The sequence below is a fragment of the Leptolyngbya sp. CCNP1308 genome (genome assembly GCF_034932455.1).
Lineage (GTDB): Bacteria > Cyanobacteriota > Cyanobacteriia > Phormidesmidales > Phormidesmidaceae > Nodosilinea.
On sequence record NZ_JAYGIH010000035.1, the window covers coordinates 227,186 to 243,916 of the forward strand.

General features: G+C 57.5%; 15 protein-coding genes. 6 read left to right on the forward strand and 9 right to left on the reverse strand.

What is annotated here, in order from left to right; all coding sequences use genetic code 11:
- Positions 1-50 precede the first annotated feature (50 nt).
- The 3 genes from VB780_RS09490 to VB780_RS09500 all read right to left on the reverse strand — a co-directional run bounded on the left by VB780_RS09490 (position 51) and on the right by VB780_RS09500 (position 2,724).
- On the reverse strand, positions 51-692 hold the full coding sequence (locus VB780_RS09490) for a hypothetical protein (protein WP_323350899.1): 642 nt from the start codon (positions 690-692) through the stop codon (positions 51-53).
- A 42-nt stretch (positions 693-734) separates the two neighbouring features.
- Positions 735-1,340, reverse strand: coding sequence for a hypothetical protein (locus tag VB780_RS09495; protein ID WP_323350900.1), 606 nt, complete (start codon positions 1,338-1,340; stop codon positions 735-737).
- 172 nt (positions 1,341-1,512) lie between these two features.
- The gene (locus tag VB780_RS09500) at positions 1,513-2,724 is read right to left on the reverse strand and encodes a M20 family metallopeptidase (protein ID WP_323350901.1); all 1,212 of its coding nucleotides are present in this window, start codon (positions 2,722-2,724) and stop codon (positions 1,513-1,515) included.
- 168 nt (positions 2,725-2,892) lie between these two features.
- Here VB780_RS09500 and VB780_RS09505 point away from each other — a divergent pair, with 168 nt between their 5' ends.
- Together VB780_RS09505 and VB780_RS09510 are read left to right on the forward strand one after the other, a co-directional pair.
- Complete coding sequence (locus VB780_RS09505; RefSeq protein WP_323350902.1) at positions 2,893-3,303, forward strand: DUF433 domain-containing protein; 411 nt, start codon at positions 2,893-2,895, stop codon at positions 3,301-3,303.
- Between the two features lie 82 nt (positions 3,304-3,385).
- Positions 3,386-3,658 carry a hypothetical protein gene (locus tag VB780_RS09510; protein ID WP_323350903.1) on the forward strand — a complete coding sequence of 91 codons (273 nt, stop codon included), beginning with the start codon at positions 3,386-3,388 and terminating at the stop codon, positions 3,656-3,658.
- Positions 3,659-3,800: 142 nt separating this feature from the next.
- Here the strand turns inward: VB780_RS09510 and VB780_RS09515 are convergent, their stop codons facing one another.
- The 6 genes from VB780_RS09515 to VB780_RS09540 form a co-directional block, all read right to left on the reverse strand.
- Positions 3,801-4,709 (reverse strand): cation diffusion facilitator family transporter, encoded by a 909-nt coding sequence (locus VB780_RS09515; RefSeq protein ID WP_323350904.1) that lies wholly within the window; start codon positions 4,707-4,709, stop codon positions 3,801-3,803.
- A gap of 71 nt (positions 4,710-4,780) precedes the next feature.
- Entirely contained in the window at positions 4,781-5,434 is a 654-nt protein-coding gene (locus tag VB780_RS09520; RefSeq protein WP_323350905.1) for a hypothetical protein, read from the reverse strand.
- 126 nt (positions 5,435-5,560) lie between these two features.
- Complete coding sequence (locus VB780_RS09525; protein ID WP_323350906.1) at positions 5,561-6,232, reverse strand: glutathione S-transferase; 672 nt, start codon at positions 6,230-6,232, stop codon at positions 5,561-5,563.
- A 116-nt stretch (positions 6,233-6,348) separates the two neighbouring features.
- On the reverse strand, positions 6,349-6,648 hold the full coding sequence (locus VB780_RS09530; RefSeq protein ID WP_323350907.1) for a DUF3240 family protein: 300 nt from the start codon (positions 6,646-6,648) through the stop codon (positions 6,349-6,351).
- 231 nt (positions 6,649-6,879) lie between these two features.
- Positions 6,880-8,772: an ATP-dependent zinc metalloprotease FtsH gene (ftsH, locus tag VB780_RS09535; RefSeq protein ID WP_323350908.1), complete on the reverse strand. Its 1,893-nt coding sequence runs from the start codon at positions 8,770-8,772 to the stop codon at positions 6,880-6,882.
- Positions 8,773-9,456: 684 nt separating this feature from the next.
- The gene (locus tag VB780_RS09540) at positions 9,457-10,242 is read right to left on the reverse strand and encodes a transglutaminase family protein (protein WP_323350909.1); all 786 of its coding nucleotides are present in this window, start codon (positions 10,240-10,242) and stop codon (positions 9,457-9,459) included.
- A 217-nt stretch (positions 10,243-10,459) separates the two neighbouring features.
- On the opposite strand from VB780_RS09540, the gene VB780_RS09545 reads away from it, so the two are divergent.
- The 4 genes from VB780_RS09545 to VB780_RS09560 all read left to right on the forward strand — a co-directional run bounded on the left by VB780_RS09545 (position 10,460) and on the right by VB780_RS09560 (position 16,720).
- Positions 10,460-13,444 (forward strand): chemotaxis protein CheB, encoded by a 2,985-nt coding sequence (locus VB780_RS09545; RefSeq protein ID WP_323350910.1) that lies wholly within the window; start codon positions 10,460-10,462, stop codon positions 13,442-13,444.
- A 445-nt stretch (positions 13,445-13,889) separates the two neighbouring features.
- A complete protein-coding gene (locus VB780_RS09550) occupies positions 13,890-14,555 on the forward strand; it encodes a PAS domain-containing protein (protein WP_323350911.1) in 666 nt (221 codons plus the stop codon).
- Positions 14,555-15,679, forward strand: a complete 1,125-nt coding sequence (locus VB780_RS09555) for a diguanylate cyclase domain-containing protein (RefSeq protein WP_323350912.1) — start codon at positions 14,555-14,557, stop codon at positions 15,677-15,679. The genes VB780_RS09550 and VB780_RS09555 overlap by 1 nt, the downstream gene beginning before the upstream one ends.
- A 378-nt stretch (positions 15,680-16,057) precedes the next feature.
- Positions 16,058-16,720 (forward strand): methyltransferase family protein, encoded by a 663-nt coding sequence (locus tag VB780_RS09560; RefSeq protein ID WP_323350913.1) that lies wholly within the window; start codon positions 16,058-16,060, stop codon positions 16,718-16,720.
- The last annotated feature ends 11 nt before the right edge of the window (positions 16,721-16,731 follow it).

Here is a 16,731-nt window from a genome sequence, read left to right on the forward strand (position 1 = left end):
GATACAGGTTGAATTGCGTGTTTTCCTGAGGGTTCCTGGAAAACTGGGGGTTACGTGGAGTCTTGGTTGTCTTGGAGGATGGTTTTGTTGGCCTCAATCAGCGATTGCAGGCTGTGGGGTAGGGTGCTGTCGTCGGCGGTGTCGAGGGTGGAGAGGGCGACTTGATCCTGGAGCTGTTGCAGCTGGGAATGGGTCGCCTGGAGGCGATCGCGGCTGGCGGTCAAGCGCTGCTGGGCCATCTGTTGGTAGGCGGGGGTTTCGATCTGGTCAAGCACGGCTAGGCCATCGGCCACCTGGCCTGAGAGATCGAGCACGGTGTGCAGGGCTTCGAGCAGTTCCACTTGCAGGAGGGGGTCGCGATCGAAGATGCGGGCGGCAAAGCGCTGCGATTCGGTAGACCAGGCCTGCACTTCGCGCCAGACTTTTTGGGCCTTGGGGGGCACCCGTTGGCCCAGAGTGCCCAACTGGCTGGCAAAGGTTTGGGGGTCGAGCAGGTCGCCGCTATTCGTCGATGCCTCACTGGGGCGAAACCCAGCTGCCCAGCTGCTCACCATGGCCGCCGCCGTTCCGGCCCCTGCTAGCACGGCCACGGGTTTTGGCCCCACCAAAAAGATCATCAGAGCGTAGCCCAGGGCGGTGCCCCCTAGCAGTAGATAGGTCTGGGGCTGCCCCCACAAGGTCGATCGGCGCATACCCATAGCCTGCTTAAACCTTTTAACTAACGCCACTGTAGCCTACGGCACCGTTAGCGTCCCCCCCAGGGCGTTGATGGCGTCAGACAGCTGGGATTCGGCGGCACTGGTGGCGGCCACCAGCAGCAAAAAGGCTTCTTCGCCGCGCTGGCGGGCAAAGATTTTGCCGGTAATGGGCTGGGGTGGGGCGGCTCCCTGGCTGAGGCGACCTGTCCAGTTAATGCGAATGCCGCCGCCGGGGATGGGCTGCACATCGTCGCCCGCCAAAAAGCCTTCCCCAGCGCCAAAGGTGCTCTCTGCCGCCGCCACCAGGGCCGCTTCGGGAGTCTGGGCCGAGGGTAAGGGCGCTACCGCCACGGTGTAAGCCAAACTACCATCTGCCGCCTGAAACAGCGGACTGCCGCCCGCTGAACTGACGCTGTAGCCGTCTAAAATGCCGATCTGAAACCGGCCCTGGGGGTCTTCGAAACTGCCGCTGACCATGGGCAGTGCCGGGGCCAGGGCTGGCGGTGGGGCGTTGGTTTGGGCGATTGCATCCCGGTTGCCGACGCCAACGCTAGGGTGCATTCCTTGGGTCAGCAAGATACTTGCGGCTAGGGCGATCGCCGCGATCGCTAGCCCCCTAAACTGCCGAAACCGCTGCCCCATGGTGAAATCCTCGTTATCTAACCGCCAAGCATAGCAACTCTGCTAGCCGAGAACTCGCCCGATAAAAGAAGTTAACTTTGAGCGTTCTAACCTCACTCTTCGGAGAAGGGCAGACACGTTGGTTTTGAGCAGACACGTGGGTCTGCCCCTACGCATCTACCCATCCACCTCTCTACTCGCCAAAATACGCTTCCACACAGCGCACAAACATTTCCACCCCCAGCCCCAGGGCGGTTTCGTCGAAGTCGAAGCGGGGGTGATGGTGGGGATAGGCCAGAGCCTTGTCGGAGTTGGCCGAGCCCAAAAAGAAGTAGCACCCCGGCACTTCCTGCAAGAAAAAGGCCATGTCTTCGCCGCCCATGGTGTGGCAGTCGGGCACCACGCCCGCTGGAGTCTCGACCACTGCCAACGCTACCGATCGCACCAGATCTGCCATCCCTGCATCGTTGATTACAGGGGGATATAGCGCTCGGTAATCGAAGCTGTAGCTGGCCCCGTGGGCCTGACAAATGCCCGCAATGATCTGCTCCATGCGGGGGGCAAAGTAGTCGGCGTAGGCGGGGTCGAAGTAGCGCACGGTGCCGCCAAAGGTGGCGGTGTCGGCAATTACGTTTTGGGCCTTACCGGCGTGGAACTGGCCCACCGTCACCACCGCTGACTTGGTGGGGTCGATGTTGCGGGCCACGATGGTTTGCAGCGCGTTGACAATCTGCGCCCCGACCACGATGGAATCGACGGTTTGGTGGGGCAGCGCGCCGTGGCCCCCCTTGCCCTGCACCGTGCAGGTAAAAAATTCGGATGCCGCCATCAGTGCCCCGGTGCGCACGCCCACAGTGCCCAGGGGCAGGTTGTTCCACAGGTGCAGGCCAATCATGGCCTCGACATCGGGGTTCTTTAGCACCCCGGCCTCGATCATGGGTTTGGCCCCCCCCGGCCCCTCTTCGGCGGGCTGAAAGACGATTTTGACGGTGCCCGCAAAGTCGCGGTGGGTGGCCAGGTAGTAGGCGGTGCCCAGGGCGATCGCCACGTGACCGTCGTGCCCGCAGGCATGCATCACACCATCGTGCTGCGAGCAGTAAGGCACCGCGTTTTCTTCTTGAATGGGCAGGGCATCCATATCGGCGCGAATGCCCAGCACGGGGCCGGGGCGGCTGCCCTCAATCACCGCTGCCACGCCGGTTTTAGCAATATTGCGCTGGTATTCGATGCCCCACTCGCTGAGCTTTTCGCAGATAAAGTCGGCGGTCAGCCATTCTTTAAACCCCAGCTCGGGCCGCTGATGCAGGCCTCGCCGCCAGGCCACCAGCTGGTCTTGCAGAACTTGGATGGCGGGGCGAATGCGATCGCGGTTGACGGGCAGCGGCGGGGCGGTGGTGGCAAACATGGCGCAACAACTAGAGAACAGGTGCTCAGCAGACCTCTGGCTCGGGCAAGAGGTCCATCTTCAGCATAAACCAGTTGCCCTTAGCCCCTAGAACAGCCCCACCGACAAGACCCGGTTCGGCATTTGCAGTTTAATGGAGGTGTTCCACCCGCACTTACGCTCACATTTATGACGCTCCAGGAATTACAAGATCAGGCTCTGCAACTCTCTGTTGAGGCCCGTTGGCAACTCGTAAACACGGTTTTAGCCTCGCTTCAGAAAGAGACCCACTGCGCCCTGATGGAACCCGACCCCGCCTTTCCCGACATTGCCTTTCGCTCTGATGCCGAAAATAGCTGGGTGCCCGTAGTGCATGGCACCACCATTCATGTGCGAACGGTGGTGATAGCCGCCACCGAGTGGGACTGGTCAACGGAGCAGATCGCCGAAGAATATGGCCTTTCTAAAGCTCAGGTAGAAGCAGCCCTGGTGTTTTATGACACCCATGGCGATGAGGTGGCTGCGGCTGCACCTGAGAACGCACCCGAAAAAGCAGCCGAGAAGACCCCTGAGCAAGCTGTCGAATCGGCCAAGGTGTAGGGTTTGTTCTACCTCTGTCTATAGACACCTCAAGATCGGAGAAGCGTTAGACTGTCAATAACGCAGTTACAAAAGTTAACCAATGCTTCCCGATTTGATCGGTGCTACCCGAGACTACTGGCGCAAGCTAGATGAGGTCGAAGCCGCCTACCGCCGCAAAGAGCTAACCGTTCAAGAAGTTGACGCCAAAGTTAAAGCGCTGATGGTTGAGCTGGGCCAAACCCGGCGGCGGTTGGTGAGGGATAGTTGGGCGATCGCCCAAACCTTTATCGATCAGCAGGGCGAGGCGCTAGCAGGGGTAGCGGCGCTAGGCGTGCTTGCCTACGTTTGGTTGATGGCTAACGGGCAGGCTTAGCAGTCTTACCTATGCTAATGCTAAAGCAGATCTACCGCTCTTTATGGAAAAAGGCTCAACTGAACCCTAAACCTTACCTGCCAATGGAATCATGGGCGCGCTCCCGGCACCCCCAGCCAGGCGGAGTATCTCACCCATTCGCCTACACCTGATGGTTAGACTCTAGGCGGCAGGGGTACTGTGCGTCCCCGGTTTCGACTTGTAGGGTGGCGTGGTCGATCGCAAAACGATGGTGCAGTTCTTCACAGACGTGGGCCAAAAAACTGTCCCCTGGGCCACCCTTGGGCATGACCAAATGGGCTGTGAGGGCTGTTTCTGTCGTGCTCATGGCCCAAATGTGGAGATCGTGAACCTGGGCCACCTCTGGCAGTTCTTGGAGAAACGTCCGCACCGCGAGGGGCTCAATGTGTTTGGGAACTCGATCGAGTATGAGGCCTAGGGCGTCGCGCAGCAGGCTCCAAGTGCTGACCACAATCACGACCACAATCACCAAACTGATGGCCGGGTCTAACCACAGCCAACCCGTGAGCAAAATGGCGACGCCCGCCAACACTACCCCCACCGACACCAGGGCATCGGCGGCCATATGCAAAAATGCCCCGCGAATGTTGAGGTCTTGCTTACCCCCAGAAAAAAACAAGAGCGCGGTCAGGGTATTAATCACCACCCCGACCCCCGCTACCCAAATCAGGGTCATCCCCGGTACTGGCGTAGGGTTTTGCAGCCGTCGCAGGGCCTCCCAGGTGATGCCGCCCACTGCCGGCAACAGCAGCATGGAGTTAAACAGGGCCGCCAGAATGGTAGAGCGGCGGAGCCCATAGGTGTAGGTGCGGCTGGGCGGGCGCTGGGCGAGGTAGCTGGCCCCCCAGGCCAGCGAGAGCCCGAGCACGTCGCTGAGGTTGTGCCCGGCATCTGCCAGCAGCGCTAGGGATTGGGTTGTCCACCCGATCGCCGCCTCAATCAGCACAAAGCCGATATTTAGACCAATGCCGATCTGAAACGCGCGGGTGTGCGTTTCAGGAGAATGGTGATGGTCGTGATGGTGAACCACGGAAATATCCCCTAGCAAAAGATTGACGGCTCAATCTCTATGGTGACAGCGATCGCACCAGTCAGCCCCGATTATTTATCCATTGAGACGCCAAGCCCCAAAATGCCTGCGATCGATAGAATTGTTCCGACTAGAACGCTGTGAAAAACGTAGGTGATCAACCCAAAAAAGGCCGCGCTGAGAACGATTACCGCCACCAGTCGAAGCGGCCATAGCCAGGCAGGGCGAGTCTTTGAAGAAACAGTGGATAAGGGAAAAGAGGCTGTGGCCGGCAAGTCTTTTTGGTGCGATCGCTCAAACTCAGAAATAACCGCTAGCTGTCTCGGCGCATCTAAGAGTACAGAGACAACGAGACAGCTGAGGCCAAGGGTTTTGATCAGGGCGATCGCAGCGTGGGCATATTCCCACTGGTTGCGATAGCTTGTCCAATCGGCGGGAACAGGTTTAGTCAACCAGGTGGCAAATTCAGCATTCATAGGCGCGACAAATAGGAGCCAGCTGGCAAACGCCAAGCCTAGAAAAATGGCTGCAGCCAGTGCCCAATAAAACACTGAACCACGTTTTCGTACCCAAAAAGCCAGACCAATTGCCGCTGCGATCGCGCCAATTTCAAACACCGCGCCGACGGAGCCAAACAGTCGATAAACGTTTTCAACAACGGTTACCTCAACCCAGAGCTGCTGGTCAAACTGCATTCTTTGGGGCAGCTCTAGCAAATGGGCCATAGACAAACTGAGACTTAGCGATGCCAGCATCAGGGCTATGAATCGCCAAGCCCGCAGAAATGTTTGGGTATTTTGCCCCATAGAGGTCATTTAGGCCCGTCAATCACACCCAAAGTTATGCACTGTTCAACTCAACAGCTCATACTTACCACCCCGCTCCAGGGCTTTTTGGTAGGCCGGGCGAGCGTGGATACGATCTAAGAATGCCATGAGTTTAGGGCGACTGGCGTTGAGCCCCGCCCGAGTCGCTGCGGCCTCTAGGGGAAAGCTGAGCTGAATGTCGGCGGCGGTAAAGTCTTCCCCCGCAAACCAGGTGCTTTTGCCTAGCTCGGCCTCCATAAAGTCGAGGTGCTGGGTAATTTGAGGGTTGATAAATGAGTCTTTGACCTTGTTGACGAGGCCTCTTGCGATGGGCTTGGCGAAGAAGGGCATTGGACTTTGCTCAACTTTGTCGAAGATGAGCTTGATCAGCAGCGGCGGCATAGCCGACCCCTCGGCGTAGTGCAGGCAGTAGGTGTAGCGCAGCCGCTCGGGGGTGTCTGGGGCTGGAATCAGCCGCCCATCGCCGTAGCGATCGACCAAATATTCGACGATCGCCCCCGATTCGGCCAGGGTTAGGTCGCCATCGGTGAGCACTGGCGATTTGCCCAGGGGATGCACCTGCCGCAGCTCTGGCGGAGCCAGCATGGTTTCTGGGTCGCGCTCGTAGCGCTTGACCTCGTAGGACAGGCCCAGTTCTTCGAGCAGCCAGAGCACCCGCTGGGAGCGAGAGTTGTTTAAGTGGTGAACGGTAATCATCGCAGGGCGTTCCTCAGTTGGTCATCAAGCCATAGTATCCACGGGCCTGCCTGAGCTGCCCGTCTATCCTTAGGTAGGCTCCCAATGATTTCCCCAGACAGCGTAGGCTTGCATGCCTAATCGAACAAGCCTTCTACGGTTTGGCGAAAGACAATCAGGGCGTGGGTCTCTTGGTAGGGCTTCAGTTCGTCTAGCAGTTGGTCAGAGAGGTCAGAGCTGACGATGGTTTTGATTTCGATATTGGTGTTGTAGCCAGCTATATCACCCATGCGTCTGCCGTGGCTGCCTGCCCCTTTGGCGGGCACAATTGTGTAGCCCGACACCTCAAGCTGGCTGAGCAGGTGAATCAGGCGCTCTTGCAAAACCGCTTCGCCAATAATGGTGACGAGGGTGCCTTTGGTTAGAGAAGATGACATATGTGTAGACCTCCAAGGAATTTATAAAAAAAGCAGGCTTGATAAGAATGGCACTGATATAAGGCTGGTGGGCAGTGCCCACCCTACGATGAATCAAGGCTTTCAGCGATTCGTAGAGGCTTACGTCAGGGCCATTCGACTTGAGGATCTTCGTAGGTTAGGTGGGGCGATCGCACAACCCAATAGCCACAGATTTTGTTGGGTTGCACTGCGTTTCACCCAACCTACGTATCAATGGGGGACGAAGCTATTGGCCCCGACTGGAGTGGCCTGCACCTGGTCGAGCAGGTGATGCAGGGTCTTGCCTTCGATCGCCTCGGTTTCCAGCAGCTGCATGGTGATCGTCTCCATTAGGTCGCGGTTGTGGCGAATGACATCGAGAGCCTGCTGGTGGGCGGTTTCGACGATGTCTTTGACCTCGCGATCGATCGCCTGGGCAGTTTCTTCGCTCATGGCGCGGCGGCCGTTGGCCATGCCCCCGTCGAGAAACATCGGTCGCGCGCCCTGCTGGTAGGCCAGGGGGCCAAGCACCTTGCTCATGCCAAAGGCGGTGACCATTTGCTCAGCCAGATCCGTCGCCCGCTGCAAATCGTTAGAGGCCCCGGTGGTGATGCTGTTGAAGACAATTTCTTCCGCAGATCGCCCCCCTAGCAGAGTGGCAATCTGCCCCCGCAATTCAGCTTCATCCATTAAAAAGCGGTCTTCGGTGGGCAGTTGCAGAGTGTAACCCAGGGCCGCCATGCCCCGCGACACGATGGAGATTTTTTCGACCTTGCCGCTGCCGGGCATGAGCGAACCCACCAGGGCGTGGCCGACCTCGTGGTAGGCAACAATTTTCTTCTCTTTGTCGTTGAGCACGCGGCTCTTCTTCTCAAGCCCGGCGACGACCCGCTCGATCGCCTCGGCAAAGTCTTCCTGGGCGACCGCTTCACGATGGTTGCGGGCGGCCAGCAAGGCCGCTTCGTTGACCAGGTTGGCCAGGTCGGCCCCGGCAAAACCGGGGGTGCGGGTGGCGATCGCCTTCAAATTCACATCATCCCCCAGCTTCACCGTCTGGGCGTGGATATTGAGAATCGCCTCGCGACCCGACAGGGCGGGGCGATCGACCAGCACCTGGCGGTCAAACCGACCGGGGCGCAAGAGGGCAGGGTCAAGAATTTCGGGCCGGTTGGTGGCTGCTAGCACAATCACCGTGGCGTCTTCAGGGGCAAAGCCATCCATCTCAGAGAGGAGCTGGTTTAGGGTTTGCTCGCGCTCGTCGTTGCCGCCGTACATGCCGTTGCTGCTGCGCGACTTGCCGATCGCATCCAGCTCATCAATAAACACGATGCAGGGGGCCTGCTTTTTGGCCTGCTCAAACAGGTCGCGCACTCGCGACGAGCCCACCCCCACAAACATTTCCACAAACTCAGAGCCCGAGATGCTAAAGAAGGGCACCCCCGCTTCCCCGGCGACAGCCTTGGCCAGCAGAGTTTTGCCGGTGCCGGGTGGGCCGACTAGCAGCACGCCCTTGGGAATGCGCGCCCCAATCTGGGTGTAGCGCCCCGGCGTTTTGAGAAAATCGACGATTTCGACCAGTTCGGTCTTGGCCTCATCGACCCCTGCCACATCAGCAAAGGTGGTCTTGGCCGCTTCGCCTTCCACATAGACCTTGGCCTTGCTCTTGCCGATGGACAGCATGCCCTGGGGGCCACCGCCACCAGCGCCCCGCCGCGCAAAAAACTGCCAGATACCCACAAAAATCAGCGGCGGAATCACCCAGCTCAACAGGCTGCCCACCCAGCGGTTTTTGGGCGGCGGCGTGGCGGCAAACTCAACGCCATTGTCTTGCAGGGTAGTCGGCAGGCTCAAGTCAAAAATCGGGGTGGTGGTAAAGACCTGGCCGGTCTCCTCCTCATCCACGGGTTTGAGCTGGTACTGAATCTGGTTTTGGCCCACCTGCACCCGCGCCACTTCGCCCTCCTGCACCTGGTGAATAAACAGGCTGTAGGGCACCCCCGGAATCTGCGGCCCCAGGAGGGTGGGCAAAATAAAGCTGGCCGCCAAAAACACGACGCCCACAATTAGAAAAATATTGTTGAATAGCCGAAACTTGGGTGGAGTCGGCTGGTCTTTAATCGGCATTTTAAGGGTTATCCATACAAAAAGAACGTGCTTTGATCGTGATAGTCGAAGGGTTGATTACGGGGTTGAATTGATGAAGTACGGCACCAAAAGTTTAAACGACTAAAAAAACTCATCGCCCCAGAGGTATGAGCGATGAGAATAGTTAGGGGTCAAAAAACCATTCTTACTTGCCGCCGATCCGAAGGGGCCGCAAATAGAAATGGACTGTCAACGTTGAATGCTTTATGGTTCTTAACGGCCTTGGGGTTTGTCTAAATAGCCTCTCAATCAGCGGAATAACTGACTGACTATTTTGCCGGTTTGGCTGGGTGAAGATGCCCAAAGTTGTCGGTTGGGCTGCTTTTGGAGCGAAGGGTTTCTAAAAGCCGTTGGCCACATAAACAGAGGTCAGTCGTACTGTTTGCGCTCTTTCTTGGGCTTTTTAGTGCCGTCAGCGTCCGCTTTCGGTTTTTTAACTTCTTTATTGCCCTTTTTTTCTTTGCCCACGGTTCTTTACCTATCTAGAAAATAATCTTTTTAGATTTTGAGGTCTAAAAAATTTTTGGCCTGCTGCACACTGTCCTAGACCTTGAAGCATCCATAGTGGAAATCTCACAGTGGATAGCGTCATCGCTGGAATTACCTATAGTCTAGTAGGTATTGATTGACTTAAACCAAGTAGAAACATTAAGCAGGGATCAATCAATCGGTTGAGGGGTTGACCCAGACTTCCATTTCATTGAGCTGGAGCGGGCCGTACTGGGTGGCCAGGGCGACATCGGCGGCATCTCGACCGTAGGCTATAACAATGCGATCGCCCTTGGGGGTGGCCTGGGTGGCGTCAAAGGTATACCAGCGATCGCCCACGTAGGCCTCAAACCAGGCGTGCAGATCCATCGGGTCGAGCTGGTGCAAATAGCCCACCACCATGCGGGCCGGAATCGTCAAACTGCGGCACAGGGCCAGGCCCAAATGCACAAAGTCGCGGCACACCCCGACGCGATTTTTTTCGGTGTCGATCGCCGAAGTCGAGGCATCGCTGGTGTCGTAGCGGTACTCAATGTTGGTGTGAATCCAGTGGCGAATCGCCTCGACCTGGTCGTAGGCGGGCTCAATGTCGGCCACAATTTTGTTGGCCAAATCGGCCATCACGTCAGACTGGCAGTAGCGGCTGGGCAGCAAAAACTGAAGCGCGTAGTCGGGCAAGTCTTGCACGGGCACAAACTCAGCGCCAAACTGCACATCAATGGCGTCGGCGACCTCGACGGTAGAGGTGCTGCGCACCCGCAGCTGACCCACCGGGGCGACCAGCCGCTGGCACAGGTTGCCGTAGCTATCGACATAGTCCACCACGGGCACGGTGGGCTCTAGTTCTAGGGTGTCTTGAAGAATCTGCTGAGCGGCCCCACCGCGCGGACGCAGCATGAGAATGAGCGGTGAAGGCTCGGTGGTCTCAAACAAAAGCTCACACCCTGCATTTAGTCGCATCAGATTTTCCGGTAGCAGTACAGTAGCGGTTGGTTAGAAGGCAAACGGGAGGCAAAGGAGAGTTTAGCGCTTGTTGGCGGGTTCGAACCGGCCAGCCCTTAGGGTAGTCGAGGAGGGCAGAGGTTTTCCGTTCGAGCCGAGCAACAGCCTGGGTTTTCTCGCTTATCCTAGGGGGAGCTAAGCGGTGCTCAGGTTAGGCCGCAGCCTATCGGTAACTATGTCTTCCCAGCCAACTGCTCCAGAGAATGACGCTCCTCAGTCCGAGGCCGCTAACCCAGAGGTGTCAGACGGCTCGTTTCCGGTGGTGGCGATTGGGGCATCGGCAGGGGGGCTAGAGGCCTTTACCGAACTGCTCAGTCACCTGTCCACCGAGACGGGCATGGCCTTTGTGCTGGTGCAGCATTTAGACCCCAAACAGCCCAGCCTGCTCTCCGAAATTATTGGCCGCACCACCGAGATGCCGGTGCATGAGGTGGTCGATGGGGTGGCGATCGCCCCCAACCAGGTCTACGTGATCCCCTCCAATACGGCGATGACGATTGTCAATGGCGAGCTGCGGCTGCGGCCTCGGCCCCGATCGCGCACCGCCAGCCGCATTATCGACGATTTTTTTAGCGCCCTGGCCGAAGAGCGGGGCAATAAGGCGATTGGCGTGGTGCTCTCGGGGGCCGATGCCGACGGCACCCTGGGGCTAGAGGCGATCAAGGCGGCGGGGGGCATTACCTTCTCGCAGTCAGAGGCTTCAGCGAAGTTTAGCAGCATGCCCCACCAGGCGATCGCCACTGGGCAGATCGACTTTATCCAGACCCCAGAAGAGATTGCCGCAACCCTGGCCGGTCTCAGTGACCACCCCTACGTCACCAGCAGCGTTCCGGTGGAGCCGGTGGTGATTCCTAACGAAGAGCCCAGGGCGATGGCCGACATTCTCAGCCTGCTGAAGCGGGCCACGAAGGTTGACTTTGGCCAGTACAAGCCCACTACCCTAAAGCGGCGTGTCTTTCGCCGTATGGCCCTACACCACCTCGAAAGCCTGGAGAGCTACAGTCAATACCTCCAGGCCAACCCTGGCGAGGTCAAGGCTCTGTACCAAGAAATTTTGATTGGAGTGACCAGCTTTTTTCGCGATGCGCCGGTGTTTACGGCCCTGGGCCAGACGGTGCTGCCAGCCCTGCTGCGCGATCGCCGCCCCGATCTACCCCTGCGCATTTGGGTGGCAGGCTGCTCGACCGGCCAAGAGGCCTACTCCATCGCCATCTGCCTGCTCGAATACTTGAGTAACCACGCCGCTAACCCGGCGATTCAAATTTTTGCCACCGATGTCAGCGAACAGGCCATTGAGGTGGCCCGCTTTGGCTGGTACTCCGCCAGCCAGGTGGCCGATGTCTCGCCCGAGCGGTTACAGCGGTTTTTTGTGCCCGTCGAAGGGGGGTACCAAATCAATAAAGTCGTGCGAGAACTGTGCATTTTTGCCTGCCAAAACCTGGTTAGCGACCCTCCGTTTTCGCGATTAGACCTGATTAGCTGCCGCAATGTGCTGATCTACTTTGGGGCAGCTCTGCAAAACCGAGTGCTGCCGATGTTTCACTACGGCCTTAAGCCTGGGGGGGTTTTGCTGCTGGGGTCGTCGGAGACAGCGGGCGAATTTAACCATTTATTTTCCCTGACCGACAGTCGCCATAAGATCTACGCCAAGCAGTCGTCGTCGCTGCCGCTCAGCTTTGATTTTGACCCCAGCACCTACGCCCCCAGCAGCGAGATGTTTCGCCCCCCGGCGGCCCCCGAGCGGCGGCAAGAAATCGATCTCTACAGCCTTGCCGATCAAATTGTGCTCAGTCGCTACGGCCCGGTGGGGGTCTTGGTGAACGATCGCCTAGAGATTTTGCAGTTTCGCGGGCAGACCGGGGCCTACCTAGAGCCCTCCCCTGGGCGCGCCAGCCTCAACCTGCTGACCATGGCCAAGGAAGGGCTGCGGCTCGATTTGCGCACCGCCCTCTACCAGGCCAAGCAGTCGGGCCAGGGGGTCTGGCGGCGATCGCTGCTGATCGAGGAGGGCGATCGCCCCCGACCATTGCAGATCGAAGTGGTGCCAATTGCGCCCGAGATCGAGGGCAAAACCCACTACCTGGTGCTGTTTACCGATCTGCCCGCCGAGGGCGTGACCGTCGATGTCCCCGCCCCCGAGGGCAGCGATTCTTCAGACTCAGACCTCAGCCGGGTGCACCAGGTCAACCTGGCCCTGCAGCACGATCTAGACACCACCCGCGCCCACCTCCAGTCGATTATTCAAGAGCAGGAGGCCACCAACCAAGACCTGCGCGCCGCCAACGAAGAAATTCTCTCTAGCAACGAAGAGCTGCAAAGCACCAACGAAGAGCTGCAAACCGCCAAGGAAGAGATTCAGGCGACCAACGAAGAACTCAGCACCATCAACGACGAACTCTACCGCCGCAATAACGAAACCACCCGCATCAGCGACGATTTTCAAAACCTGCTCAGCAGCATTCACATCCCCATTTTGATGCTAGAAGGCGACCTGAGAATTCGCCGGTTTACCCCCACAGCGGCAGAAATTTTCAACCTGATCCCCAGCGATTTGGGCCGACCGCTGAGCGACATCAACCATCGCCTGGCCGTGACCGACCTAGATGCGCAAATTTTAGCGGTCATCAATACCCTGGTGCAGACCAGTCAGGAGGTGCAAGACCAAGACAACCACTGGTACGACCTGCGCATTCGCCCCTACCGCACCCTCGACAACCGCATTGATGGGGCGGTGGTGGTGCTGGTCGATATCGATGACCTCAAGCGCGGTTCAGAGCAGCTGCGCCAGGCCCGCGACTACGCCGATGCCATTGTGCAGACCGTGCGAGAACCCCTGGTGGTGCTGACCGACGACCTGCGGGTGGTGACGGCCAACCAACAGTTCTACCAAACCTTTCGGGTCAACCCAGGCGATACGGAGGGGCGCTCTATTTTTGATCTGGGCAACGGCCAGTGGAATATTCCTCAGCTGCGATCGCTGCTCTACGACCTGCTGCCCCAAAATTCTCAGGTTGACGATTTTGAGGTGCAGCACGACTTTGAAACCATTGGCCCCCAAACCATGCGGCTCAACGCCCGAAAAATGGTGCGATCTGAGGATTGCGACCTAATTTTGTTGGCCATTGAAAATAGACTCGGACGACCTGCTGCCGAGGATTAGGTAGCTATGACTACCTTGTAGGCTAAATTGCTCCAACTACTGAAGTCTGGGGAACAATAGTTTGGCCTAATACAGTTGTAGCTGGCCTGGTTAAGGCATTTCTGCTCTAAACGTTGGCCCGTTCTAACGTTGGCACGTCTCCTGAATATCCAACCCAGGTGAATGTAGACAAAAAACGAGAAAACAAGCCTGAAAAGAGCGAAAAACCTACGGCCTTAGACTTTTTGCCGAGTGATGGGGCTATTATGGGTTGATAAGATTAGTGTGTTTTGGGTGATATGCAAGAATTGGTGGGATTATGGTCGGAAAGGGGTATTGTTCCAAGAGAACTATTTAATACAAAGATCTTGTTTAATACCCAAGGCACTTTAGCTGAATTCTGCTGCCTCAACCCCGCTGTTCACCCCTTAGGGTGAGCAGTCTCTTAGCAGGAAGAACTGACGTTATGGGTATCTCCCATCAAATTGAAGCCGTCTACCAGCGAGCGTTACAGCTGCGCGAGCAAGCCACCACCAACCCCGTTGAGCCCGAATTGCTGGAGCAAGCCCTCAAAGAACTCTATTTTGTGCTCGAAGAATTGCAGGCGGTCGATGTCGAGCTGCATCAGCAAAATCAGGCTCTTACCGACACCCGAGCCCAAATCGATCTAGAGCGTCAGCGCTATCGCACCCTGTTTGAACTCGCCCCCGACGCCTATTTAGTCACCGACGAAAAAGGCAAAATTTACCAGGCGAACCGAGCCGCAGAGGCGCTGTTTTCGCTACCCCAGGAGGGGCTGGTGGGTAAGCCCCTTCTGCCGCTGATCGAGCTGGGCGATTGGCCAGGTTTTCAGCAGCGCCTGGCCAATCCCACCCCTACCGAACCCTGGGAGGTGAAGCTGATTCCTCGCCAGAGCGAGTCCGTTGCCGTTGCCATTACCACCAATCGCCTCAAAGACCGCCGCAAAGGGGCAGATACCATTCTTTGGTCGCTGCGGGATATTTCTGACCAGCGGCTCATGGAGCAGCGGCTGAAAGCCGCCTATGATGATCTAGAGGATAAGGTTAGGCTCACTACAGAAAATGCCCGCTTGCGCCAAGAGCTGAGCGAATGCCGCCAAGGTAAACTCTAATGAATATGATGTTTACGCGCATCGATGCGGTGCAGCAGCGAGCCCTGCTGCTGCGCGATCGCGCCAGCGAATCACCCATTCAGCCGGGGCTGCTGGCGAGCGCGCTAGACGATCTCAATCTGGTGCTTGATGAACTGCGCGCGGCCCATGAAGAATTGATCGAGCAAAATCAAGCTTTGCTCGACTACCGCAGCCAGCTTGAAATCGAGCGCCATCGCTACCACGAGCTGTTTAACCTGGCCCCCGATGGCTACCTGGTAAGCGATGATAAAGGCATGATTCAAGCGGCCAATGTGGCGATCGCCGCTCTGCTGCAACTACCCCAGGAGTCTTTGATCGACAAGCCCCTGATGCTGTTTCTCCCCATTCAAAAACGGGCTGGCTTCTACGATCTGCTCACCCAGCTGCACCAAGACTCAGCCTCTCGGGCCTTGCCCCTCAAAACCTGGGAAACCCAGATCACGCCCCGCCAAGGCCCAGCTATAGATGTGGCCATTACCCTATCGGCTAGCCGCGAGGAGGGTGAAGCGCGTCTGCACTGGCTGATTCGAGACATTACCCGGCAAAAGCAGATCGAAGCCAAAATTCACCATCAGGCCTTTTACGACCAGCTCACCGGGCTGCCTAACCGCGCCTCTCTCGAGACTTACCTGCCCAAGGCGCTGGCCCAGGCCGATCGCCAGAAGACCCAGGTGGCGGTAGCGTTTTTAGACCTCGATCGCTTCAAGGCCATCAACGACACCCTGGGCCACAGCGTGGGCGACCAGCTGCTGTACCAGGTCGCCCAGCGGTTGGCCCACTGCCTGCGCCAAGAAGATCTGCTGGTGCGCTGGGGCGGCGATGAGTTTGTGCTGGTGCTCTCTCGGTTGACGGCTATGGAGTCGGTGGTCAGCACCTGCGATCGTATTCTAGAAAGCCTGCAACCCAACTTCTCGGTCGAAGATCACAGATTGCTCATGGGCGTTAGCCTGGGCATTGCCCTGTTTCCCCAACACGGCAGCAACCCAGCCACCCTGCTGCGCCACGCCGACCAGGCGCTCTACGAAGCCAAGCACAATGGGCGCAATACCTATCGTTTTTACCAGCCAGAGCTATCAGCCCATCCGTTAAACCCCACATCTTAGGGCCAGAGAGGTAGTCCGGAACCTCAGTACTTTAGAGGATGTTTGAAAAGTCCTCTTTCTTGTAGCAGAAGTGAGGATCCCCCTAAATCCCCCTTAAAAAGGGGGACTTTCAACCCCCCTTTTTAAGGGGGGCAGGGGGGATCAGCAGGTGACTAAAGCTACAGCGACTCACTTTTCAAACGCCCTCTTAGTGGTGCAGAAAACTCCTGAAACCCTTATGAATAAAAGATTCTTGCCGAGACGGCAGATTTGAAATCTCTCAGAGAATTGAACGAAGGCAGTGGGTCTCATGGGTGCAGGAGATTCGCTGATGCGCCTGGTTCTAGCGCCTACCCCAGCTTCATCGCTACGATAGTGAAGCCCTCCAAGGACACTGCGATGAAAGTAAAGCACGTTATCAACCTCCACAAAGGCACTACGGCTCTTTTCGTCGTGGCTTTGATGGTGGTTTACCAAAACTTTGGTCTGGGGCCGTGGGTTTACCTGGCTCTCCACGGCACCTACGGCCTGCTGTGGCTGCTAAAAGATCGCCTCTACCCCGATAAGCAGTGGGAGCAAACCCTTCCCCTAGCCACCGGAGTGTTCACCTTCGCGATTCTGGGCCTCTACTGGGTGGCGCCTTTCTTGCTGGTTAGCCGGGGGGTAGAGCCGCCGTTGCCCTTGGTCGCCGGGGCGATCGCCCTCAACATCCTCGGCGTATTTCTGCACTACGCCAGCGATGCCCAAAAATACTTCACCCTCAAATACCAGCCGGGGCTAATTACCGAAGGGTTTTTTGCCCGCTGCCGCAATACCAACTACCTGGGCGAGATCTTGATTTATCTCTCCTTTGCCCTGCTAGCGATGCACTGGCTGCCCTTCGCCATTTTGGGGTTGTTTGCCGCCGTGCTGTTTGTGCCCAACATGCGCAAAAAAGACCAGTCCCTCTCGCGCTATCCCGAGTTTGCGGATTATAAGGCGCGATCGGGGTTGCTATTGCCCCAGTTGTTTGGAGGGTCTGCCGCCAGTTCTCAAACCACTGCCGTTGAGCCGCCCAGCTAAAAACTAGCCAA

What these genes read in the sequence shown, in the direction of transcription:
- VB780_RS09490 (WP_323350899.1), bottom strand. Translation starts at nt 692, where the DNA reads ATGCGCCGATCGACCTTGTGGGGGCAGCCCCAGACCTATCTACTGCTA.
- VB780_RS09495 (WP_323350900.1), bottom strand. Translation starts at nt 1,340, where the DNA reads ATGGGGCAGCGGTTTCGGCAGTTTAGGGGGCTAGCGATCGCGGCGATC.
- VB780_RS09500 (WP_323350901.1), bottom strand. Translation starts at nt 2,724, where the DNA reads ATGTTTGCCACCACCGCCCCGCCGCTGCCCGTCAACCGCGATCGCATT.
- VB780_RS09505 (WP_323350902.1), top strand. Translation starts at nt 2,893, where the DNA reads ATGACGCTCCAGGAATTACAAGATCAGGCTCTGCAACTCTCTGTTGAG.
- VB780_RS09510 (WP_323350903.1), top strand. Translation starts at nt 3,386, where the DNA reads ATGCTTCCCGATTTGATCGGTGCTACCCGAGACTACTGGCGCAAGCTA.
- VB780_RS09520 (WP_323350905.1), bottom strand. Translation starts at nt 5,434, where the DNA reads ATGGCCCATTTGCTAGAGCTGCCCCAAAGAATGCAGTTTGACCAGCAG.
- VB780_RS09525 (WP_323350906.1), bottom strand. Translation starts at nt 6,232, where the DNA reads ATGATTACCGTTCACCACTTAAACAACTCTCGCTCCCAGCGGGTGCTC.
- VB780_RS09530 (WP_323350907.1), bottom strand. Translation starts at nt 6,648, where the DNA reads ATGTCATCTTCTCTAACCAAAGGCACCCTCGTCACCATTATTGGCGAA.
- ftsH (WP_323350908.1), bottom strand. Translation starts at nt 8,772, where the DNA reads ATGCCGATTAAAGACCAGCCGACTCCACCCAAGTTTCGGCTATTCAAC.
- VB780_RS09540 (WP_323350909.1), bottom strand. Translation starts at nt 10,242, where the DNA reads ATGCGACTAAATGCAGGGTGTGAGCTTTTGTTTGAGACCACCGAGCCT.
- VB780_RS09545 (WP_323350910.1), top strand. Translation starts at nt 10,460, where the DNA reads ATGTCTTCCCAGCCAACTGCTCCAGAGAATGACGCTCCTCAGTCCGAG.
- VB780_RS09550 (WP_323350911.1), top strand. Translation starts at nt 13,890, where the DNA reads ATGGGTATCTCCCATCAAATTGAAGCCGTCTACCAGCGAGCGTTACAG.
- VB780_RS09555 (WP_323350912.1), top strand. Translation starts at nt 14,555, where the DNA reads ATGAATATGATGTTTACGCGCATCGATGCGGTGCAGCAGCGAGCCCTG.
- VB780_RS09560 (WP_323350913.1), top strand. Translation starts at nt 16,058, where the DNA reads ATGAAAGTAAAGCACGTTATCAACCTCCACAAAGGCACTACGGCTCTT.